The organism is Kitasatospora purpeofusca, assembly GCF_034043715.1.
GTDB classification, from domain to species: Bacteria; Actinomycetota; Actinomycetes; order Streptomycetales; family Streptomycetaceae; genus Kitasatospora; species Kitasatospora purpeofusca_A.
Genome location: NZ_JAXCLC010000006.1, coordinates 137044 through 157967 on the forward strand (window position 1 = coordinate 137044; position 20924 = coordinate 157967).

Consider the following 20924-nt stretch of genomic DNA (forward strand, 5'->3'; position numbering starts at 1 on the left):
GAAGCTTCATGCCAGCACCTGGCCGTCGCGGATGACAATGGTTCGTTGGCCGCGGCGGGCGACCTCGGGATCGTGGGTGATCACGACGACCGTCATGCCGTCCTGGTGCAGGCCGTCGAGCAGGTCCAGGACGGACGCCGCGGTCTGCGAATCGAGGTTGCCGGTCGGCTCGTCGCACAGAAGCAGCGACGGCCGGGCTGCGAGTGCCCTCGCGATTGCGACCCGTTGACGCTCTCCGCCGGACAGTCGATTGGGTAGTGCGTCCAGCCGATGGCCCAGACCCACCCTACGGAGAGCCTGTTCAGCGCGCTGCTTGCGCGCGCCGCGCACAGTGCGCTGGTAGACCATGGCCAGTTCGACGTTCTCACAGGCAGTGCGATGGGAGAGCAGGTGGAAAGACTGGAAGACGAATCCGATGCGCATCCCACGCAACGCGGTGCGTTCGGCGTCCTTCACTGCCGCAGTGTCGATGCCGTCTAGTAGGTAACTGCCGGAGGTCGGTCGATCCAGGAGGCCGATGATGTTGAGGAAGGTGGACTTTCCGGCGCCGGAGGGGCCGACGATCGTGAGGAATTCGCCCCGTTGGACGGTCAGGTCGCAGGTGCGCAGCGCCACCACTTCGGGTGGTCCCGGATATGTCAGTCCGGCCCGGCGGAGTTCGATGACCGGTGGAGGGCTCACGGAGTGCTGCCCACCACGACCTTGTCACCGGGGGCCAGGACTGACCCGGCCTCGGGTATCACCGCCACGAAGCCCCCGCCGGAAGCCCCAGGGCGCACCTTGACCCGGCGGAGGCGCCCTTCGGCTCCGAGTACGGTCACGCTGGTCTGTCCATCGGCGCCTGCCGAGACGGCGGCGGACGGTACGGCGAGGACCGGCCCGTCGGTGGAGGAAGCGGTGACGGAAATCCGCACTTCCCTGCCGGTGAGTTCGCCAGGTAGAGGACTGCCGGGCGTCACGCGCAGCAGATAGCCGGCGACCGGTCCCGGTTGGTTACCCTTGCTCGCCGGTGGCGCATCGACGACGGCCTGAACGGTACCCGACACCTTCAGCCCGCTGTCCTCGGAGAGTATGTCGGCCTGCTGGCCTTCCTTCAGCAGAGTCTTGTCCTGTGCGGAGACCTCGGCGACCACGACAGCGGCGCCGGTGGAGACGGTCAGCATCGCGTCGGCCGGCGCCTTGCCCACGGTGGCCGCGACTGTGTCCACTCGTACGGGCAATGCACCCAGGAACACCACCTCTGACATCGGCACCGCGACGGGTGGAGGCGCGGGAGTGCCCGAGGGCGTAGTGGGAGTGGGCGTCACCGGATCGCCTCCATTGTCACGGGAGATGGGTGGGGCCGTCCCCGCACTGCCCGGCCCGTTTTCAGGGACGTTCGCCGCAGTACGGACGGGGGTGTATCCGATTGATTTATAGAAGGCGAGTACCGCGCGCTCCGTGCCTGATCCGAATGTCCCCGAGGTGTCCGGAGCGGTGCGGTGTCCGAGCGAAGCCAGGGCCTTCTGAAGCTGCGCGACATCCTCACCTTTGGTGCCGGTCTGTAGGTCGCGATAGGCAGGGAGCGCGCCCGGGAGGGTGAACACCGGCCGACCGGAGATCTCGAACAGAACTTTACCGTAGGAGAGTTGTTCTCCGACATGGATCTTGACCTTGGTGACGATCGGACGTGATCCCGGAACCCCGGCGGGCGCTGGCACGGAGATCTCCGTAGTCGCCGCCGCAGTGACCTTTCCGCGGGTGACCAGGGTGTCCGCAATTATCCGTTCCTCCACCTGGGCGGTCAACGTGTCCGGGGCCGGCGGAGCGGTTTCCGCCGCCACCTGTGCCGGCGACTTCAGCAACGCTGCGGCTCCCACCCCGGCTGTACCGACCAGGGCCGATCCGACCACGACGGCGACCAGCCATCCTCGCCGACGTCTGCCGGATCTGGCACGGCGGCCCTTGGGTACTGAGGCCAACCCATTGGCTGCCCCCACATCATCTCCGTCGAAGGCAGGAGAACTGTCGTGTGTCATCGGCCGCTCCTCTAGCGCTTGCCCGCCAGGGCGGCGTTCACGTTCTCCATCGCCGAGTCCAGTTTGGCGCGTCCGTCCTGCAAAGCCTGGGCGTTCATCTCCAAGTCGGCCTTCTGCAGGCGCACCTCGGCCTCGTACCACACCAGGGCCACGTTGCTGCGGCCCCGGCACTTGAGATCAGCCACCGCCGTGTCGATCTCCTCCTTGGTCACATCGCGGCCGAACTTCGGGTTGTCCACGGCATCGAGCGGCTCGCGGTAGGTGTAGCCGCTTTCCTTCATGCAGCCCGACCACTGGGCGAAGGCAGCGGCGACGTCCGGCTCCTGCTTCGCCTTGGTGAAGGCCCGGTTGGCGAGCTGCTCAGCGAGTTGGAAACCCGCCTGGGCGTCACCGATCTTCTGTTTGCCCTGCTGGCCGCAATTCTTTTCGGCTGATACCGTCGCGCCTCCGGGGCGGGCAGCGACCGCAGCCTCCACGGCAGCGTCGTGCGCCGCTTTCTCCGCGGCGTCAGGGTGGTAACCCCGCTTCGCGACGAGCGCCGCATCATGGATGCCGTACCGAAGGTCCGTGAGGGTCTTCGAGCCGACCTTGGGCAGCTCGGGCGGGGAGTTCCAGCTGGCGTATCCGGCCGTGTGCATGCAGTCCTCCGTGAGCGTGCTCACCGCCCGCCCCAGCTGGGCCTGCTCGTCATCGGTCATGAGATAGGCCTCCAGCGGAAGCTTCCACGTAGCCGGATCCGCACGGTCGAAGTCCGCTGGATGGTCTTGCCTACCGGCCGAGGAACCCGGTGCGGGCGCAGAGCCTGGTTGAATACCCGAGGACGGTGATTCATGAGAACACCCGGCGATCAAAGCACACAGTAGTGCGGCCGTCAGTGCCGTCGAACCTCGTCGACTTATCAGCATTACGGATTCCCGATCATTTTGTAGCACGCCATGGTTGGCGAATCAGCATTCCGCGACTGTTTCGTGGCGGGCGGCAGTGTCGCCCGCCACGAAATCCATCAGCGCCAGTCGAATGAAGCGTTGTTGTTGTAGGTCTCCTTCAGCTTGAACCAGCTGGAAAGGGGAGTGAGTGTATCCCGGGCCCCCTGGCCCCAACTGTTGAAGAAGACGACGGCGCTGTACCGGGTGTTGCGGTTCTGTGCGGAAGCGGCGTTGTTCTTAACTCCAACGTTCGAGCCGTTGCCCCAGCCGTCGCAGAAGTATAGCGGTGCCGGCTCGTTGCTCGGGATCGAGCCGCCGTAGGGCTCGTCTGCGAAGTTGTTGACGCCGGATCCGAAGTTCCGATGGGACCCCGAATACGAGGAATTGAACCAGAGGGTGAAGTCGAAGCTGCTCTCCGAGTGAGCGTTGCACGCCTCCTGGCTCTGATGGTTGTCTGCACCGTTCGCATGGGCTGCAGGAGTTGAGAGGATGCCGATTGCCACCGCGGTGGCGGTTGCGGACATGATTGTACGAAGAGATCGCGAGATTCCCATAAACTCCCCCTTTATGGTGATTGGATTTCACTTCGTAGTCCATGGACCTGAAACTCCGCCGAGGGGAGCCGCTCGTGAAGAGCGACTGAACCAGGCCAAGGTTGTCTGCGGAGCATTCGGACATTTCAACCCCCCGGAAGAAGTCCGTGACGATTAGAGCACGTCAAGATCGGGCGCAGCAACCGCGTCGGCGAATGCCATTGTAACGATCCGATATCGGTCGAACTGGAAGGATCGACTCCAGTTCGTCAGCGATGGAGTGGCACATTGGACGAATAGGTACAATGGCGCCAGGATTCGGCTGGGGGCTGGTGAGTTAACTAACTGGGACATAAGAGGAGATCCCATCCGGACGGCCGAGCAGGCTCTATGAATGGCGATCGCTAATCGCCTTGTCCTGTACCAGTGGGGGGAGCCGGTCCGCTGGTGACGCCGCCGGCGATCGTGTCCGTACCGCTTCTTCGCGAGTGCCCTGCCCGGTGCATGCCCATCACCTCGGGCCGTCAAAGCCGGTGGTGTGGGATGGCACGCTTCCATCTGCCCGGTAGTCGGTAGGACGCTCGGTCCAATGCCGGCGATGGAGCCGTGTTGCGGGTCCGGCGGGGGCGTCGTCGGGTCCGATCTCTGTGGCGAGGCCGCTCGCTTCGGTGGCGGCCTCGGAGCCGAGCGAGGGTGGCTTCGGGGGGTGCCGGCCGGCCTGGGTGCAGGGGCTGCTCACGCTCAATGCGGTGAAGGGTCACGTAGAGGCCGCAGGCTGCGCCGGCCGGAACGAAGGGGCGGGAGGCTGTAGCAGCCCAGCAAGTTGAGGGGAAGTGTGGCCCGGTCAGCGCCGGGTGCCGCCTGGCACCAGCGATGGCCTCCGCTGGTGCGGGTCCGGGCAGCGGTGGTCACTACTGAGGTCATCAAGGAGGCTCGGGCCGGGCGGGCAGCGCGGGGAGGCTCGAGTCCGGTGGCGATGGCGGACGGTTCAAATCTGTTTGGTGAGCCCTCTCGCCCGTGCTGAGGTGCGCGGATGGATACTTCTCGCGTACTCGCTCTCTTCGACCGTCAGATGCGGCGGGACAGCGTCGCCGACGCGCCCGGCGCCCGGATCGAGCGGGTCGGCAAGGTGGTGCGGCAGGTCGGTGCCGAGGGCGGCTGGAGTGCGGTTGTCTGGTCCGACCTGGACCAGGTCACGGCGCGGTCGGCGATCGCCGAACAGGTGCGGTACTTCACCGAGCTGGGCCGCGAGTTCGAGTGGAAGCACTACTCGCACGACCGGCCGGAGAATCTCGGCGAGCTGCTGCTGGCGGCCGGGTTCGAGGCCGAGCCCGACGAGGCCCTGATGATCGCCCGGATCGCCGACCTGTCCGACGGCGGCGGGCTGCCCGAGGGGGTCCGGCTGCACCCGGTGACCACCCCGGCCGACGTGGAGCTCATGCTGTCCGCGCACGAGGGAGCGTTCGAGGCGACTGCGGACCGGCTGCGGCCGAGCCTGCTCGCCATGCTGGCCGAGAGCCCCGGGACGGTCAGCATGGTCGTCGCGATGGCTGACGACGTGCCGGTCTGCGGGGCGCGGATGGAACTGCACCCGGGCACCGAGTTCGCGAGCCTCTGGGGCGGTGGCACCGTACCCGCCTGGCGCGGTCGGGGAATCTACCGGGCGCTGGTTGCCCACCGCGTCAAGGTCGCCGCCGAGGGCGGCTACCGCTATGTGCAGGTGGACGCCTCCGCCGACAGCCGACCGATCCTGCGGCGGCTCGGCTTCTCCGCTCTGAGCACCACGACCCCGTACGTGTACAAGCCGTAACCGGCACTCCTTGGACCATGTCCTATGTGGTGGGAGGTCCTATGTGGTGGGAGCGAGCCGCCCGCTGTGCGGGTCGGCCTGGTTCCGGGCCGGGGAGGCAAGGCCGGACGCGGCGGGGTTCCGCGCCGCCCACACCGGGGGGCGGACGGCGCGGAACGGCGCAGGGGCGGGACGCGGTCAGGCCCTGATCTCCTTGCGGCTGCCGCTGTGGCCGATGGCGATCTTGCGGGGCTTGGCCTTCTCTGCGACCGGGATCTTCAGGGTCAGCACGCCGTAGTCGTACTCGGCGGCGATCCCCTGGGGGTCGAGCGTGTCGGAGAGCATGACCTGCCGGGAGAACACACCGAGCGGGCGCTCGGACAGCTCCCACTTCACGTCCTCGCCCTCGTGGCGGGGACGCCGTTCGGCCTTCACGGTCAGCATGTTCCGCTCGACATCGATGTCGATCGCGTCCGGGTCCACCCCCGGCAGGTCGAAGCAGATCACGTACTCGTCGCCGGCGCGGTAGGCGTCCAGCGGCATCGGGGTCGGCCGCGACCACGTGCCGTTCGTGCCGAAGAACTGCTGGGTCAGCCGGTCCAGCTCGCGGAACGGATCGGTGCGCATCAGCATCGCGAAACACCTCCACTGATCGATGGGTGCCAGTGCGCTTCATCTGAATCCGTTCTAACATGTCATCCATCCGATGACAAACCACTGAGTCGCCAAAGGAGTGACATTGAGGGGAGAGCGGCCCGAAGTGCCCGCGGCCCGGGGGTGATCACGGCGGTGGGTGCATGGCAGGCTGCTCCGCATGGAGATCAGTGATTCGTCGCAGGCCGGCGATGAGGTGTTGGTGGTGTGTCCTGACCTGACGGATGCTGAGCTCAACGAGTTGTTCAGTGCGTCATGGCCGGCTCACCACCCGACCTCCTTCGCGTCGATGCTGGCCCGGAGCCTGACCTGGATCGCGGCGCGACGACGGAACCGACTGGTCGGGTTCGTCAACGTCGTCGGTGACGGTGGTGCGCACGCCTTCATCCTGGACACGACTGTGCACCCGGAGGAGCGCCGGCAGGGGCTCGGGGTACGGCTGGTGAGGGCGGCCGCCGACGAGGCGAGAGCTCACGGTGCCGAATGGCTGCACGTCGACTACGAGCCGCACCTGGAGTCCTTCTACGGTCAGTGCGGATTCCGGCCGACCGCCGCCGGGCTCATGCGGCTGTGAATGGGCTGCCTTCGTAGGTCCATCGGTACGGCCTGGTGGACGACCAGTGGAAGTGGGCCAAGGACGGCAATACGTTGCTGACCGACCGCGACAACGGCAGGTACACGACCGCCTACTGGACCTGGGACGACGACGACCAGGAATATGAGCTGGTCAGCACCGAGCACCTGCAGGCCATCGACTGCCGGGCGCAGTAGCGCACTCGTGGACGGGAGCACTCGACCTGCGGCGAGGATTCGGGGACCGCTGGCAGTGCGGGAGTGAGCCGGAATGGAATCCGGGTGTCATCGGGACTGCGGTCCGGGTGGCACCCGGGTTCGTCGCCAGGAGTTCGTGGCGGTCCTGCGACGGCGGAGGGGGCGCCCCGGCGAGAGGTCCTGGCTGCGTCGGCCGGTGTTGGTCACGACGTCCGGTCGGGCGCGCCTTCCACCCAGAGGTTGGCTTCGTTGAGCGTCCACTCGGCGGTGCGGTGGTGGCCGGGGAAGGGGACCGGGTGGAAGCCGGTGACGGTGTCGAGGGGGAGCATGGTGGCGGCGGGGTCCTGGCCGGCGTGGATGTAGTAGTCGGGGGCCAGGTCGAAGGTATGCAGGAGGTTGGGGCCGCTGTCGGTGGCGATCGCGGGAGTCGGCGTCTGCCGGTGGTCGAGTTCGCCTGATTCGGCGGCCAGCGCGACCGACGGGCCGTTGTCGGGGTGCCAGGGCGGGATGCTGCCGGTCGTGTCGAGGAAGACGCGCGGGCGATGGAGGGGATGGGGGTCCTCGGAGCGGGCCAGTGTGTAGTCGGAGCCGGGGCGGTCGAGGACCGCGCTGTTGCGGTCGGTGTCGTCCCAGACGACGGGCAGGGGTTCGTCGTTGTCGGCTCGCCACGGGTGGTTCTCCCGGCAGGGCCGGCCGGCGAAGGCCAAGGAGAAGTCGGGCGTCCACGTGAAGTCGACCCGGTGCCCTTGGGCAAGCGCCTTGGAGAGCCAGACGAGCGGGTAGACGTTGGCGGCGCCGTTCTTCGGGGGCGGGAGTGCGGGGGTCGCGCGTTGGCCCGTGTTGACCGGCAGGACCGCGAAGACGGCGAAGGTGAGGTCGGGCTGTGGTGAGCGGTTGTGAAGAGTGAGGGTGTAGGCGTGCGCCAAGGCGTTCCTCCGGTTTCGGCCGCCAGGGCGGAGCCGGGTGGGCGGGTTGCCGCCCACCCGGCCCGGCTCGGGGGCGGATGATCGGGTTCTGCCGGCTGTGCGGGGTTGCGGCTACTTGTCGCGGACCCACACGTTGCGGTCGTTGAGGGTCCACTCCTGCGAGAACTCTCCTGGCTCGTACTCCACCTTGGCCTGGTTGGTCTGGGTCGAGAGGTCGACCATGGTCCCTTCCTCCTTGTCGCCGGCGACGACGTAGTACGTCGGATGCAGCTCGAAGTCGTGATGGAGGGACGGCCCGCTGACACCGGCGATCGCCGGGTTGAACTTCGCGGGTTTGCTCTGCTCGCCGCCGGAGATGGCAAGCCCCACGCTGGGCCCGTTGTCAGGGTTGTAGGAGGGAACGTCGCCGGTGGTGTCGATGTACAGATATCCGGGCTTGACCGGGTGCACGCCGGGATTGGACGTGAACGAGTAGTCACTGTTCGGGTAGTCGAGCAGCGCGGCATTGTTCGCGGCGTTGTCGTCCGCGTCCACGCTGCCGCTCTCCGTCCACTTCACGTCCTGCTGGACCCCCTGGTCGGCGAACGTGAGCTTGTAGCTCAGCGTCCATTCGAACACGACGGTGTTGCCCGAGTTCAGCTTCTTCGTCAGCCAGGCGACGGGAAGCTGGTGACTGCTGTCCGTGATGTTCGTCGCCGTGTAGACGGCGAAGGTCCAGTCGGGATCCGTCGACTGGTTGTTCAGGGTGAGGGTGTAGGTGTCTCCCATGGTCTTCTCCGTTTCCGCGAGATGGGCGAAGCTCCCTCGGTGCCGAGTGGGACGCCTGGCGCGAGCCGGCCGCCCGCGAAAGCCCATTCGGTGTCTCTCTGCACTCGGTCGAGTTCACTGTGTCATGGCGTGAGACTACCCAGAACACGTTCGTCTACGCACGACATTCTTCGAACGGGAAATTCGGCCGGATCGTCCGGCTGATGACGAGCTCAGGAGGAGACGAGGACGACGGCGAGGTACTGCTGGGCCGTCGCGAGGCTGGAGACCGTGACGCCGTCGACGGTGTGGGGAGGGGTGGTGGGATCCTTGAGCTTCTTCACCGCCCAGCCGGAGAAGGCTCCCCAGTCGTTCTCCAGCGCGGTGATGAACGTGCGCTGCCCCACCGTGCCGGTCCAGCCGTCGGAGACGAGGTCTTCGATCTTCGAGAAGCGGGCGGCCTCACTGGTGTCCTGCGCCAGAGCGAGCAGGGCCCGGGCGGCGCGTTGCGCGTTGAGCGGGACCATGGTGGCGTCGGCGAGGTCGATGACGGCCTGGTTCATGCACGTGTGCTCCTGGCGTGTGGTGGCGAAAGTCGTGCGTAAGCAGATGAAGCTTCGCCGAAAAAGGTGGCCGTATACACATGTTCGTGGCCGTCATCCCGTCGGCGCACTCGGCTTCGCGGCCGGTCGGTGCCGCGGCGCGGTGGTCGTGTTCGCTCGACGCGGGCCTCGGTGGCGCGGTCGGTCAGGCTGGGGGGCCTGCGGGGGCTCAGGCCCGCTGGAAGAACTCCAGCTCGGCCAGGGCGAGATGGCGGTCGCCGTCCAGGCCCGCCGGGGAGTCGAGGGTCAGGCGGACGGTGGTGGCGTCGCTGATGCCGGTGGGGAAGGTCTGCGGGCCGGGCTTGTCGGTCAGGGTCAGCTGCTTGACCGTCTTCCGGCCGTCCGAGGCCGTCACCTCCAGGTCGATCCGCAGTGCCCGGCCCTCGCGGGCGTAGTCCTCGGGTGAGGTCGAGGCGCCGTTGGTGACGATCACGGCCACCAAGCGGAAGGGCTTGGCGAAGGTGCAGGTGACCGAGGCGCCGGGGCCGGGTGCGCCCCAGTAGCGGTTGCTGAGCCCGTCCGTGGCGTTGCCGACCGGCCGGCCGGGTATCTCGGCACTCGCCTCCACTCGGACCGGGGTCACCGGCTTGCTCTTGCCCAGTTTGTCCCGGGTGTCCTCGATCAGGTTCCGGCCGGCCGGCAGCAGCAGGAAGCCGCCCGCGCACAGGGCCAGCACCACGGCCAGGATCACCAGGAAGCGCGTTGTCCGGCCCGAGCCGGCCCGGGTGCGGCGGCGCAGCGGCCGGATCGTTCGCCACCAGGGGAGCGGCGGTGGCGCCGTACCGGGCGTGAGCGGGGTCGCGCAGCGGCGGCAGAAGCGGCGGTCGGGCGGGTTGGGCGTGCCGCAGGAGGGACAGGGCGTCCCGGTGGCGGTGTCGTCCACCGGGACCGGCCGGACGACCGGACGTGGTGCGACGGCCTTCGCCGGCCGCACGGGCTGCGGTGAGTCGGGGGGCGGAGGGTCGGAGGGGCGAGGGTCGGAGGGGCGAGGGGGTTCGGCGGGAGATGAGGGGTCGGATGGTGAGGGCTCGGAGGGAGGCAAGGGGGCTGCAGCCGGGGCCGCCGGGGAGTCCGGGGTGTCCGACCAGTCCAGGTACGAACCGCAGTTGCCGCAGAAGCCGTCCGTCGGGCCGTTGGACGCCCCGCACGCGGGACACTCGCGCATCACCGTCACCCCTCCTCACTCGTGGGCGGTCCCGGGAGGACCTCCACCCGGCAGACCGTGTGGACCGGGCACAGGCTCCGGACCAGCGCGCGGACCCGGTCCGCGTCCACCTCGTCCACCTCGTGCGCCGGGTCCGCCTCGTGCGCGGCGTCCACCTGGTTCGCCGCGTCCGCCGCTCCGCCGTGCCGCGGCCACACCCGGACGACCACCTCGTCGGCCGGGGCGGGCGGCAGCGCGCCACCGGCCGTCCTCGACCAGGCGGCCCCGCCGTCCCCGGTGATCTCGGCGGACACGCCCAGCACCAGGCGCAGGGCCTCGACCAGGCCGCGCCCGGTGCCGCTCCGGCGGTGCAGCTCCACCGCGCGGGCCACCGCCTCGCGGCGCAACGCCAGCGGCCAGCGCGGGTCGTCGGCGCCGCCCACCCAGGTGGCCAGCCAGGCCAGGAAGTCGGCCGGGGCCAGTCGCGGATCGAAGTAGGCGGGCAGGTTGTCGAGGGTGGTGAACACCGGGGCCAGTACCGTGTCCAGCCCCGCCGTGAACCGTTGTGCGAAGTCGTCGTCGGCGTACAGCGCGGGCAGCTGCTCGCCGATCGGGTGCCGGCTGGGCAGGCCCGGGACCGCGGCCCGGCTCATCCGCGCACCTCCGGCTCCCGCGCGGTCACGACCACCTGGTGCTGGTAGGAGAAGGCCAGCGCGCCCGCGCCGACGTCGATCCGGTCGACCGGGGCGCCGCGCCGGCCCGTGACCGGGTCGGCGGCGAACAGCCGGATCTCCTCCACCACCACCTCCCCGACGGCGCGTTGCAGCACGCCGAACACCTCCCCGTACTGCACGGGCCGCCCGAACGGCCGACCCGTTCCGTCGGGTCCGCCGCGCAAGGGGTCGAGGTGCCGGTAGAGCGCGTCGAGCGCCGCGTCGCGCACCCGGTCGGCGTCCGCGGCCGGTGCCGAGAGCCGGGCGACGACGGTGACGCCCTGGTAGAACGGCGGCTCGACCAGGAGCCGGGTGCCGATCAGGCGCCGCTCGTCGAGGGCCGCGGTGATCCTGGCGAGGACCTGGTCGGACGGGATCAGCTGCTCGAAGCGCAGCCGGCCGCCCGCGTCGGCCACCGCGTCCGGCACCACCAGGACCCGCACCGCGCCCGCGCCCGCGTCCCGGTCGGGCAGGCAGCGGACCCGGCGCACGGAGGGTGCCGCCTGCCGGGCGATGACCTCGTAGTCCTCGGCGGTCACCGCGCGCTCCTGCATGCGCAGCGTCTCCGGTGCCCGCAGCTTGGCGTTGTCGATGGTCTCCCCGGCGACACCGCCGCGCGCCGCCTCCCGGTTGACGACCCGGGCGACGTACGGGACGGAGCTGCGCAGGACGGAGACCGCGCCGCGGGAGACGTTGCCCGCCGGGCCGCCGCCGGTGCGGTAGCGGGCCACCCGGATCCGGGCGCCCTTGGCCGGTACGGCCCCGCACGGACGGAGGGTGCCGTCGGCCTCGCGCAGCACCGGCGGGAACGCGAACTCGCCGGTGGTGGCGTCCACCCGGACGTGCCGGTCGGCCGGACCCGAACGCCCGAAGTGCTCCACCACCTCCCAGCGCTGCCACCCGTCCGGCGAGGACACCTCCACCACCGGGGGTTCCCCGTCGAGCAGCACGGGCGGGCGGCCGAGCCGGAAGGACTGCCCCGCCACCCCCTCCGACACGCCGAGCGGTACGTCGGTCACCCGCTCGGCGTGCTCCACGGCCGTCGTGCCGCCGACGGTGAAGACGGCCGCCTCGCGCACCGTCGGCGACTCGGAGTAGAACGGCTGCCCCGGCTCCGCCTCGGTGACCCGGCAGCGCAGCCAGCCCGCCCGGGTCCCGTTGACCAGCGACGCCGTGTGTCCGGCCGGAACGTACACGATGACCTCGCCGGGCCGGTTCAGCCCTCCGGTGCTGTCGGAGCCGGTCTCGCAGCGCTGCCACCGGCCGCCGTCCCAGGCCTCCCACACCAGCGGGGGCTGGCGCGGGTCGACCCCGACGCCCTCGACGCGGCTGTCGAGGCGGACCGCGACCACGCAGCGCGGTACCGCCGTCGGCAGGCCGAACAGCAGCGCGTCGCCGGGCTCGGGCGCGGCCTGGAAGCACGGGATGTCCCGGCCCTCGGCCAGCGCACCCGTCCGGTCGGTCTGCTCACCGGTGCGGGGCGCGGTGACCAGCCGGGTCAGCTCGCTCGGCACGATGCGCAGGTCGTCGGTGGTGGCGAAGACCACGGCCGCCTCGGTCTCGCCGGCCGCGGTCGTCACCTCGGTGCCCGCGGGCAGCGTCACCGTGTCCGGTTGGGGGGCCGACAGCCAGAAGTCGACCTCGGCGACGGCCGCCGACGGCGGGTACAGCCGGATGCCCAACAGGTCCAGGAAGGCCAGGTAGTTCTTGTCCGGGACCCGGTTCAGGCGGTAGAGCAGCTGGTCCACGAGGTAGGCGAACGTCTCGATCAGGGTGACGCCCGGGTCGGAGACGTTGTGGTCGGTCCACTCCGGGGCGCGCTGCTGCACGTACCGCTTCGCCTCGTCGACGAGCTGCTGGAACCGTCGGTCGTCCAGGTTGGGGGAGGGCAGGGCCATCAGTCGGCGACCGTTTCCTCGGTCCCCTCCTCGGAGGGGATCGTGTAGAAGGGGAAGACCAGGTTGCGCCGGTCGTTGGTGGTGCGCACCGTGTAGCGCACGTCGATGTAGAGGGTGGCCGTCTCCACCGCGTCGAAGGCCACGACGACCTCGTCCACCGCGATCCGCGGCTCCCAGCGCTCCAGCGCCTCGCGCACCTGCTGGGCGATCCGCCCCGCGGTGACGCCGTCGCCGGGGGCGAAGACGTACTCGTGGATGCCGCAGCCGAAGTCGGGCCGCATCGGTCGCTCGCCGGGCGCGGTGCCCAGCACGAGGCGGATGGCCTCCTCCAGTTCCCGCTCCCGCTCGACCATGGCGATCCCGCCGGTCGGCCCGACCCGCAGTGGGAACGCCCAGCCGCGCCCGATGAACCGGTCGCCCATCACAGGCCCCCGATCAGCACGTCGGGCGCACCGGTCAGGACCGCCGCGCCGCAAGCCGCCTGGTCGCGGGCCCGCGCGGCGGGCAGTCCGCCGATGAGCACCGCACCACCGGTGACCGCGGCCGGGTTGGGCAGCAGCACGTTCCCCGGCCCCAGGGCCGCGTGCGGCGGGACCGGGCAGACGTGAAGGCTGCCCACCACGGCGGCGGGCCGTCCGCCGATCAGCACCGTCGCCACCCGCGCGGCGGTGCCGGGCGGCGGGGTGGTGATCCGGCCACCGTGGTTGGTGGGGTCACCGGTACGGGCTGCGGCTGGCATCGGGGCTCCTCGGGGAGAAGGGGGAGACGGGGGGAGAGGGATCGGGGGAGTGGGGGATGCTCACGGGGGGTCAGTTGATCCGGACGAGGCGGCCCTTGAGGACGGCGAGCAGGCCGCCGTCGACGGAGACGTCCGCCGTCCCGGAGACCTGGACCGACCGGCCGCCGATGCTGACCCCGGCCGTGCCGTCGATGTCCACCTGCCGGCCGGTCACCTTCACGGTGCCCTGCCGGGCGTCGAGCGTGATGCCGTCCCGGTCCAGCAGGACGGAGGCCAGCGGACGGTTCCGTCCCGCGTACACGGTGAGCTCGATCCGGTCCCGGCGGTCGTCCAGGCGGACCTCCAGCCGTTCGTCGCCGGTCACCAGCCGCAGCCCGGAGGGGCCCGGCGCCGGCGCGTCCAGCAGCTCCACGCGGTGGCCCGAACGCGAGGCCACCGAACGGCGGTTGACCTTGCCGCTGGTCGCGTCGACCAGCGGCACCTCGTGCGGCGAGGGCCGGTCCACCCCGTTGTAGAGTCCGCCGATCACGTACGGACTGTCCAACAGGCCCTGCTCGAACCCGACCAGGACCTCGTCGTTGACCTCGGGGCTCACCACCCCGCCACCGCCCTTGCCGCCCCACTGGACGGTGCGCACCCAGTCGGTGACGTAGGTGCCGTCCAGCCAGGGGAACGTCAGGCGCACCGCGCCGCGTTCGGAGCCGTTCGGCTCGCGCACGTCCGTCACCACGCCGATCGCCAGGCCGGGGATGCGCGGGCCGCGCCCCGGAGCGTCGGCGCCGGTCATCAGACCGGGCAGGGAGCGGTCCGGGCCGGCACCGACCCACACGGTGGTGCGGTAGCCGCCGTGCGGCTCCAGCACGTGCTGCACGGCCGTCGCCGTGTACCGGCCGGAGAACGCCGGCCCCACGTTGCCCAGCGCCACCGGCCTGCCCGCCCGCAGCAGCGGATTGCCCTCGGCCACCGCCTCCAGGTCGCCGAAGCCGGCGCTCACCCGGGCCGCCGCCGCGCGGGCGGCCGCCGCCGTCTCCGCCTGCGTCCGGTAGGGGGTGTCGGTGACGGCCACGGCCGATGTCCCGAACCGGGCGGCCGACCCTGGAGCGAGCCCCGGCACCACGGTGTCGCTGACCACGGACGGCTGCTCGGAGACCAACGGCCGCTTCGTGGCGACGTCCCAGCCGCGCACCTGCACCTTCGAGGCTCCGTCGGCGGCCGACAGCGCGGCCCGCAGCGCCAGCAGGTTGCGCCCGTACTCCAGGACCATCGGGTCGAGCGCGGCCGACGTCGAGGGGGAGGGCGCCCCGGACGCCTTCGCGGGCCTGGTGAACTGGAGCAGCCCCTTGTCGTCGACGCGCACCAGCGCACCGCTCTCGCCCGCGAGGAACTGCAGGAACTCCCAGTCGGAGACGTTCGCCTGGGACAGCTGCCGGTAGGTCACCGGCGCGGCCTCCACCTTCCCGACTGCCAGGCCGGCGCCCGCAGCCACCTTGCGGACGATGTCCGCGGCCGTCATGTTCCGGTACGCGACGACCTTGCGGCCGCGCTGGAGCCGGTGGGCCTTGGAGTAGGCGCGGACGACGGTGAACGACCCGGTGCCGTCCCGGTCGATCTCCAGGGCCGTGACCTCTCCGTCGAACAGCCGTTCCCGTGCCTGCCCCTTCGCCGTCGTCACCGACACGCGCAGCGGGGAGCCGATGGTGACGCCGGTGGCGCGCAGGAACTCGTGGTCGGGGTCGCGGTAGGTGAGCACGGCGGCGTCCGGCAGGCTCACGTTCTCGTCGACCACGCAGCTGACCAGCTGCGCCGCCCAGATCTGCGGCAGCTCGCCGGGGGCCTCCACGATCGGGTCGGCCGCGAAGGACCTGCCCCCGGAATCGAACCCGCTCACCGTTCCCCCTCGCCGCTGCCGTTGCCCGGCCCGCTGCCGCTGCTTCGTCCGCTGCTTCGTCCGTTGTCGGCTCCGCTGTCGTGCCCGCTGTCGTGTCCGTTGTCGAAGGCGTGTCTGTCGCCGGCCGCTCGGACGTGGTCGTCGTCCCGCAGGGCCGGCACCACCAACTCGGTGCCCGGGGCGAGCGCCATCGGGTCGTCGATGCCGTTCGCCTCCGCGATCACCCGCCAGGCCGTCGCGTCGCCGTACTCGCGCCAGGCCAGCATCGCCAGGCTGTCGCCCGCCACCAGGGTGTGCGTGCTGCGTGCGGTGCGCGCGCCCGACGTCGGGTTCTGGCCGGGCGGTTCGACGCTGGCCTCCTCGATGGAGAGCGAGCAGGTCGCCCGCAACGGCGTGCCGTCCACGTCGAAGAGCGTGTACGAGACCGACAGGTTCGACAGCACCCCGTCGAACGAGGTGGTTCGCGCGCTGCCCCACTCGAATCGCACCCAGGGGCTCGCCGGCTTCTTGCGGCCGAGACTGGCCGGGGTCGGCACGCACGCCTTCATCAGCTTCTCGACCGCCTGCTCCACCGAGTCGTCGTGGGTGGCGGTGGCGTCCAGGAAGACCTCCAGGCTCAGGGTGCGCGGGCCGCTGCCCACGAACTCGGGCAGCGCCGACTGCCCCGCCATCCGGGACGGGGACCGTCGCCACTCGGTGGTCTTGCCCAGCTGCAGGGTCGAGGGGTTGAACTGGAGGTCGAGCCGGGCGATCGTCCCGCCGGGCTTGGCCCCGACCGAGGCCGGGGGCTCTTTCAGGGTGAGCTGGGCCCTGGCGCGGCTGGCGCGTGCCGAGAAGGCCATGGCGTGGCTTCCTTCCGGAGCGGGAGTGCGGCGGTCGTCGGACGGGGCGGTGGCGGGACGGTCAGGCGGGGCGGTGGGTAGGACGGTCAGGCGGGGAGCAGTCCCGCGTGGGCGATCTCCAGGGTCTCCACCGCGGCCGCGGAGTTGGCGGGGTCGAAGGACGGACCCTGCCAGCGGACCGGGACGATCCCGAAGACCTGCCAGCTGATGATCCGGCTCAGATCGGGCCGCAGGGCCACGATCTCGCCGTCCTTCGGTTCGACCCGCCGAAGCGTCTCGTCCAGCCAGCGACCGATCTTCGCCGTGTCGGCGGTGACCGGCCGGGTGAGGGTGATGTTCGACCAGGTCACGCGACCCGGGAGCTGCCAGGTGAAGCCGTTGTTGCCGCCCTCGGCGTAGCTCTCCATCTCGACCTCGGCGCCCATGCCGGAGCAGGTGTGGAAGGCGCCCAGGTCGTTGCCGCCGATCGCCAGCCGGAAGAACACGCTGGTCGCGAAGATGTTGTCCGTCATCGGTCCGTCGTCCGTTTCTCGTTCGTGCGGTGCTCAGCGGCGGCCGTCGAAGGTCCTGCCCGCTCGGTCCCGGCCGCGCCGCAGCTCGGCGCGCAGCAGGCGGGCGACCGGGTCGAGCAGGCGGCGTGCCAGGTCGTCCAGGTCGAGATCGCCGCCCTGTGGCCCGGCGGCACGCGGACTTCCGCCGGTTCGGTCGGCGGCGGTGGCGCGCTGGTCCGGAACGGTGGTGCGCGGGGCGGTGGTGGTGGCCGGGACGGTGGTGCCGGGGGCGTTGGTGCGCTGGGCGGTGGTGGCCGGGGCGGCGCCGCGGACGCTGCCGGTGTCGCGTTGCACGGGGAGCGGGGGCGCCGCCGGGGGGACTCCCGGCGTGCCGCCGGGGTCCGGCGTCCTGGACCGCAGCAGGGGCACCACGGGTACGGGCCGTGCCGAGGACTCGGCCGGGGAAGGCCGGACCACCAGCGGTGGCGCGTGCGGGGTGGTCACGGGCAGCGGGCCGGACGGGCGGCCGGGGTCGGAGGTACGGAGGGCTTCGGGTCCGCGAAGGGGGTCGGACGCCGCCGCCGGGTGCGGGCCGGGGGCGCCGGGCGCTCGCTGGACGTGCTGCGGTGCGTCGGGGGAGGGCGGAGCGGCCCAGCGTGCCGCGACCACCGGGCGGCTCACCGCGCGGGCGGCAGGGACGGGGGCCGTCGCACTCCCCATGTCCCGGTCGCTGCCGAGGGCCAGGGGCCGCGCCGCGAGCAGTTGGACGCTGTGGTGCGGAGCGGCCGGTACCCGGCCCGGGGCCCCGGCCCGACCGGCGAGGACGAGCGGGACGGGCCCGCTCGTCCTCGCCGCTGCGGGCGGCGCGGGAACTCCGGTGCGACCGCCGTGCCGGGACGCGGTGGTCGGGGACGTGGGAGCTGGTGACGGGGCCGGGGACGCGGGGTGCTGTCCCGCTTCCGACACGGGCACGGTCACGGGCATGCGCTGGAGCGTGGACGGGACTGCGGGACGGTTGGCGGTCCGTGGCATCGCGGGCAGCGGGGCCCCCAATCCGGCGCGCGGACGCCGCACGGTCCGCCCGGGGCCGCCCTCGGCAGCCGGAGCCTCCGGCTGCCGCTGCACGACCGGCCGGGTCGGCGCCGAAGGTGCGGAGGGGAGTTCGCCGGCCTGCGCCCGGACGGCCGTGCCGGTTCCCAAGGGTTTTGCGGTAGCGGGGAGTTCGGCCATCGGCGGACCGAGGGTCGGTCGGCTGGCCGCGCGTTGCACGGGTGCGTCGGTTGTGGTCTCCGTCGCGCGTTGGACGATCGGCATGGGTGGTACGGGGGTGGCGGGAGCTGGCTCCAGGAGTGCTTCCGTGGTGGTGGGTTCGGACGAGGGTGCGCCGAGGGTGGGGTGGTCGGCCGCGCGCTGCACGGGTGCGTCGGTTGTGGTCTCCGTCGCGCGTTGGACGATCGGCAGGCCCGGCGTGGGAGGGGTGGGATCTGCTCCCGAGGGTGCGGCGGTGGTGGGGAGTTGGGTCGCTGGTGCGCCGAGGGTGGGGTGGTCGGCCGCGCGCTGCACAGGTGCGTCGACTGTGCGCTCCGCCCGGTGCTGGAGCGTGGGCGCGGCTGGCGCGGGGACGGTGACCTCCGGCGCCAGGGGCCGGGTAGCAGGCGGGAGTTCGGATGTCGAAGCGCCCGGGGCAGGGCGGTCGGCCGCACGTTGCACGGGAGTCGCGTCCCCGCCCCGCACAGGCGTGCCGGGCCGGTCGGGGGCGGCCTCCGCCTGCCGCTGGACGACGGGCATGGCCGGTGCGACGTCCGGACTGGGGCCGACCATGTCCGAGGGCGCGGCGGGCGCCGGGACTTCGGCCGGCGGCGTGCCGAGAGGGGGCGCGTCGTCGGTCGCCTGTTGTACGGGCGCGTCGGGGGAGGGCCCGCCGATGTGGGCCGGGGCGGCAGCGGGTCGTACGGCGGGCACGCGGCGCCTGGGTGTGGCGGGCACCCTGGCGACGGTCAGCGACGGGCCGACAGGGCGCGTCCGCACGACGGCGGGTGTCGCTTCGGCGCGGTCCGCCGGAGCCCCTTCGCTGGGGTGGCCGGGACGGGTGCCGGTGGTGGCGGGGGCCTCCCGGCCCGGCTGGCGGCCGGTGGCGGCGGGGAGGGATCCGGATCCGGTGGCGGTCCGCTGTACGGGACGGCCTGCGGGCGCCGCCCCCGGGGCGCCCTCGCCGGAGGCGCCGGGGACCACCGCGACGCGGCGGACCAGCGGGAGCCGTGCGGGTGCTGGGGTACGGCCGGGACCGGCCGGGGCTGCGGCGGTCGCTTCGGCGCGCTGGAGGACGGGAGCGGCGTCCGCACCGAGCACCGCCGCGGACTGCGCAGGCTGCGCGGGCGGGCGGTCAGGGGTGCCGGGTGCATCGGCCGCCGCCCCGGCCCCCGAGGGGGTCTCCCGCCCGCCGCCGGTCCGAACCGGGCGCTCGCCGGCCACCTCGGCCTGCGAGCGGTCGGTGCCGGTGCTTACCGCGGGCGCGGCCTGTGCGGACACCGGAGCGCCCTTCGCCGAAGCGCGCGCACCCGAAGCACGCGCACCCGCCACGTGCGCACTCGACCCACCCGGCCGCGCGCGCCCGGCGGCCTGCGCACCCGGTGCGGGAGGCGCCTCCCGCTGCGCCGCCCCCGCCCCCAGCACGGCGTCCGGCGCGGCGTCCGCCTCGGACGGGCGCAGCGCCCTGAGCAGCAGCGGGCCGCCGCTGCTGTGGGTGGGGTGCGCGACGGCGGGGCCGGTGATGCCGCGGACGAGGCCGGTCGGGGCGGTCGGCAGCAGGGCGTGGGCGAGACCGGTGTCGAAGGACGGATCGCGCCAGGCGGCCAGCCCGTCCCGGAAGGCGAGTCCGTCGCTGACGCTCATCGGCGCCCGGGACACGGTCAGGAGGCCCGGCGCGGTGCGGCGCCAGCCGCCGTCCCAGTCTGCGGGCACGCCGGGACCCCGGCCGGCGGCGGCCTCCTGGCCCGCGCCCGCCGCGCCCGCACCCGCGCCGCCCGCAACCGCCGAGCCCGTGCCGTCCGAGGGCGCGACGTCCGGCGCGGCGCCGCGCCGACGCACCCTGTCCCGCCACCCCATCTGCTCAACCGCCTTCGTTGATCCGAGAGTTGATCCGAGCGATCTCGGTGACCCACTGCCGGCGTTCGGCATGGGTCAGGTCGAGGATCTCGTCGCGCTGCCAGTGGAAGTGGTAGGCGATGTACGCGATCTCCTCCCTGAGGCGGGGGAGCGCGTACGTCACGATTCCCCCAGGCGCCCACCGGAGAGGTCGACCTCGAAGCCGCCCTCGCAGTGCGGGCAGGTGACCGCCGCGCGGGTGTGGCCCTCGCTGTTGACGCGCCGGTAGAAGTCCTGGAGGAACGCGACGTCGGTCGCGTACATCCGCTCCACGACCCCGGCGTGCACGTCGGTGACGGTGCCGAGCCGGGTGATGACCTGGCTGAGCAGCACCACGCTCAGGTACGCCGGGTTCTCCTTGACCCGCAGGTCGATCTGGGGCCGCAGCTCGTCGCGGGCGGTGGCCAGGCGCATCGAGCCGTGCCGGTGCAGGGTGCCCGCCTCGTCCACGTACCCGCGCGGCAGTTCGAACTCGAACTCGGTGCGCAGCGCGTGCTCCTCGCGCCGGGCCGGAGCGGCGGCGGAGGGTGCCGCCGGCGGTGCCGGGGCCGTGGCCGGGGCGGGCTCCGTGGCCCGGAGGATCTCCTCCAGGCTGCCCGCCGTCACCGTACGTCGCCTCATTCGACGATGATCTCCTCGAACACGATGGTCACGGACTCGGTGGCCGCGGCGGACTCGCCGGCCTTGAGGGAGGGACCCTCCCATTTGGAGGCCCAGCCGTTCATCAGCTGGATGCGCCGGACGGTCTCGCCCGTGGAGTCCTTGATCTCGATGGTGAGGTTCTGCCGAGCGGTGTCGACGGCCCCGTTGTTCAGGGTCTCCTTGATCCACAGGGTGAACTCGCTGCTCTTGTCGAGTCCCCGGGTGATCGTGACCTCGCCGGCCTGGCGGGCGCCGGGCTGCTTGCGGATGATCTGCTTGCCGTCCTTGCTGACCTGCCGGACCTCGACGACCTCCTCCTCGACGGTCAGGCCGCTGATCTCCTGGACCGACTCGACCAGGTAGCCACCGAGCTGCACGCCGAAGATATGGGTGGAAAGAGCATCGCCCTCTGCCATGGCTGTCCGTCACCTTTCGTTGCTGCTCGTCCCGGTGGTCC

22 protein-coding genes and 1 pseudogene are annotated in these 20924 nt (G+C 71.8%); 3 read left to right on the forward strand and 20 right to left on the reverse strand.

Going from position 1 to position 20924, the window contains the following annotated elements; translation table 11 throughout:
* Window positions 1–6: 6 nt before the first annotated feature.
* The 4 genes from SM793_RS05145 to SM793_RS05160 all read right to left on the reverse strand — a co-directional run bounded on the left by SM793_RS05145 (window position 7) and on the right by SM793_RS05160 (window position 3468).
* Entirely contained in the window at window positions 7–681 is a 675-nt protein-coding gene (locus tag SM793_RS05145; protein ID WP_320436799.1) for an ABC transporter ATP-binding protein, read from the reverse strand.
* Window positions 678–1844, reverse strand: coding sequence for a peptidoglycan-binding protein (locus SM793_RS05150; RefSeq protein ID WP_320436800.1), 1167 nt, complete (start codon window positions 1842–1844; stop codon window positions 678–680). Before SM793_RS05150 ends, SM793_RS05145 begins: the two co-directional genes overlap by 4 nt.
* Window positions 1845–2029: 185 nt before the next feature.
* On the reverse strand, window positions 2030–2716 hold the full coding sequence (locus tag SM793_RS05155) for a hypothetical protein (RefSeq protein ID WP_320436801.1): 687 nt from the start codon (window positions 2714–2716) through the stop codon (window positions 2030–2032).
* A 305-nt stretch (window positions 2717–3021) separates the two neighbouring features.
* Window positions 3022–3468 carry a hypothetical protein gene (locus SM793_RS05160; protein ID WP_320436802.1) on the reverse strand — a complete coding sequence of 149 codons (447 nt, stop codon included), beginning with the start codon at window positions 3466–3468 and terminating at the stop codon, window positions 3022–3024.
* 1042 nt (window positions 3469–4510) lie between these two features.
* Between SM793_RS05160 and SM793_RS05165 the strand changes: the two genes are divergently transcribed.
* Entirely contained in the window at window positions 4511–5287 is a 777-nt protein-coding gene (locus SM793_RS05165) for a GNAT family N-acetyltransferase (protein WP_320436803.1), read from the forward strand.
* Window positions 5288–5464: 177 nt separating this feature from the next.
* On the opposite strand, the gene SM793_RS05170 is transcribed toward SM793_RS05165, so the two are convergent.
* Complete coding sequence (locus tag SM793_RS05170; protein ID WP_320436804.1) at window positions 5465–5899, reverse strand: Hsp20/alpha crystallin family protein; 435 nt, start codon at window positions 5897–5899, stop codon at window positions 5465–5467.
* 181 nt (window positions 5900–6080) lie between these two features.
* On the opposite strand from SM793_RS05170, the gene SM793_RS05175 reads away from it, so the two are divergent.
* The gene (locus SM793_RS05175; RefSeq protein ID WP_320436805.1) at window positions 6081–6494 is read left to right on the forward strand and encodes a GNAT family N-acetyltransferase; all 414 of its coding nucleotides are present in this window, start codon (window positions 6081–6083) and stop codon (window positions 6492–6494) included.
* A gap of 74 nt (window positions 6495–6568) precedes the next feature.
* Window positions 6569–6691 (forward strand): hypothetical protein, encoded by a 123-nt coding sequence (locus tag SM793_RS05180; protein WP_320436806.1) that lies wholly within the window; start codon window positions 6569–6571, stop codon window positions 6689–6691.
* Window positions 6692–6894: 203 nt separating this feature from the next.
* Here the strand turns inward: SM793_RS05180 and SM793_RS05185 are convergent, their stop codons facing one another.
* The 15 genes and pseudogenes from SM793_RS05185 to SM793_RS05255 all read right to left on the reverse strand — a co-directional run bounded on the left by SM793_RS05185 (window position 6895) and on the right by SM793_RS05255 (window position 20883).
* Complete coding sequence (locus tag SM793_RS05185; protein WP_320436807.1) at window positions 6895–7617, reverse strand: hypothetical protein; 723 nt, start codon at window positions 7615–7617, stop codon at window positions 6895–6897.
* Window positions 7618–7728: 111 nt separating this feature from the next.
* The gene (locus tag SM793_RS05190) at window positions 7729–8385 is read right to left on the reverse strand and encodes a hypothetical protein (RefSeq protein ID WP_320436808.1); all 657 of its coding nucleotides are present in this window, start codon (window positions 8383–8385) and stop codon (window positions 7729–7731) included.
* Between the two features lie 212 nt (window positions 8386–8597).
* Entirely contained in the window at window positions 8598–8927 is a 330-nt protein-coding gene (locus SM793_RS05195) for a ribosome-inactivating family protein (RefSeq protein ID WP_320436809.1), read from the reverse strand.
* Between the two features lie 208 nt (window positions 8928–9135).
* Window positions 9136–9849 carry a zinc ribbon domain-containing protein gene (locus SM793_RS05200; protein WP_320436810.1) on the reverse strand — a complete coding sequence of 238 codons (714 nt, stop codon included), beginning with the start codon at window positions 9847–9849 and terminating at the stop codon, window positions 9136–9138.
* A gap of 287 nt (window positions 9850–10136) precedes the next feature.
* Window positions 10137–10763: a phage tail protein gene (locus SM793_RS05205; protein WP_320436811.1), complete on the reverse strand. Its 627-nt coding sequence runs from the start codon at window positions 10761–10763 to the stop codon at window positions 10137–10139.
* Complete coding sequence (locus SM793_RS05210; RefSeq protein WP_320436812.1) at window positions 10760–12721, reverse strand: putative baseplate assembly protein; 1962 nt, start codon at window positions 12719–12721, stop codon at window positions 10760–10762. Before SM793_RS05210 ends, SM793_RS05205 begins: the two co-directional genes overlap by 4 nt.
* Window positions 12721–13143, reverse strand: coding sequence for a GPW/gp25 family protein (locus tag SM793_RS05215; protein ID WP_030307173.1), 423 nt, complete (start codon window positions 13141–13143; stop codon window positions 12721–12723). The genes SM793_RS05210 and SM793_RS05215 overlap by 1 nt, the downstream gene beginning before the upstream one ends.
* Window positions 13143–13460 carry a PAAR domain-containing protein gene (locus SM793_RS05220; protein ID WP_320436813.1) on the reverse strand — a complete coding sequence of 106 codons (318 nt, stop codon included), beginning with the start codon at window positions 13458–13460 and terminating at the stop codon, window positions 13143–13145. The genes SM793_RS05215 and SM793_RS05220 overlap by 1 nt, the downstream gene beginning before the upstream one ends.
* Window positions 13461–13530: 70 nt before the next feature.
* On the reverse strand, window positions 13531–15348 hold the full coding sequence (locus SM793_RS05225; RefSeq protein WP_320436814.1) for a VgrG-related protein: 1818 nt from the start codon (window positions 15346–15348) through the stop codon (window positions 13531–13533).
* A 143-nt stretch (window positions 15349–15491) separates the two neighbouring features.
* Window positions 15492–16190 (reverse strand): annotated as a pseudogene (locus SM793_RS05230) (LysM peptidoglycan-binding domain-containing protein); the annotation flags it as partial.
* Between the two features lie 86 nt (window positions 16191–16276).
* Window positions 16277–16702, reverse strand: a complete 426-nt coding sequence (locus SM793_RS05235) for a phage tail protein (RefSeq protein ID WP_030394849.1) — start codon at window positions 16700–16702, stop codon at window positions 16277–16279.
* Between the two features lie 33 nt (window positions 16703–16735).
* A complete protein-coding gene (locus tag SM793_RS05240) occupies window positions 16736–17035 on the reverse strand; it encodes a hypothetical protein (protein WP_320436815.1) in 300 nt (99 codons plus the stop codon).
* A gap of 2755 nt (window positions 17036–19790) precedes the next feature.
* A complete protein-coding gene (locus tag SM793_RS05245) occupies window positions 19791–19949 on the reverse strand; it encodes a DUF6760 family protein (RefSeq protein WP_320436816.1) in 159 nt (52 codons plus the stop codon).
* Entirely contained in the window at window positions 19946–20446 is a 501-nt protein-coding gene (locus SM793_RS05250) for a hypothetical protein (protein WP_320436817.1), read from the reverse strand. Before SM793_RS05250 ends, SM793_RS05245 begins: the two co-directional genes overlap by 4 nt.
* Window positions 20443–20883 (reverse strand): phage tail protein, encoded by a 441-nt coding sequence (locus tag SM793_RS05255; RefSeq protein WP_320436818.1) that lies wholly within the window; start codon window positions 20881–20883, stop codon window positions 20443–20445. The genes SM793_RS05250 and SM793_RS05255 overlap by 4 nt, the downstream gene beginning before the upstream one ends.
* Window positions 20884–20924 lie beyond the last annotated feature (41 nt).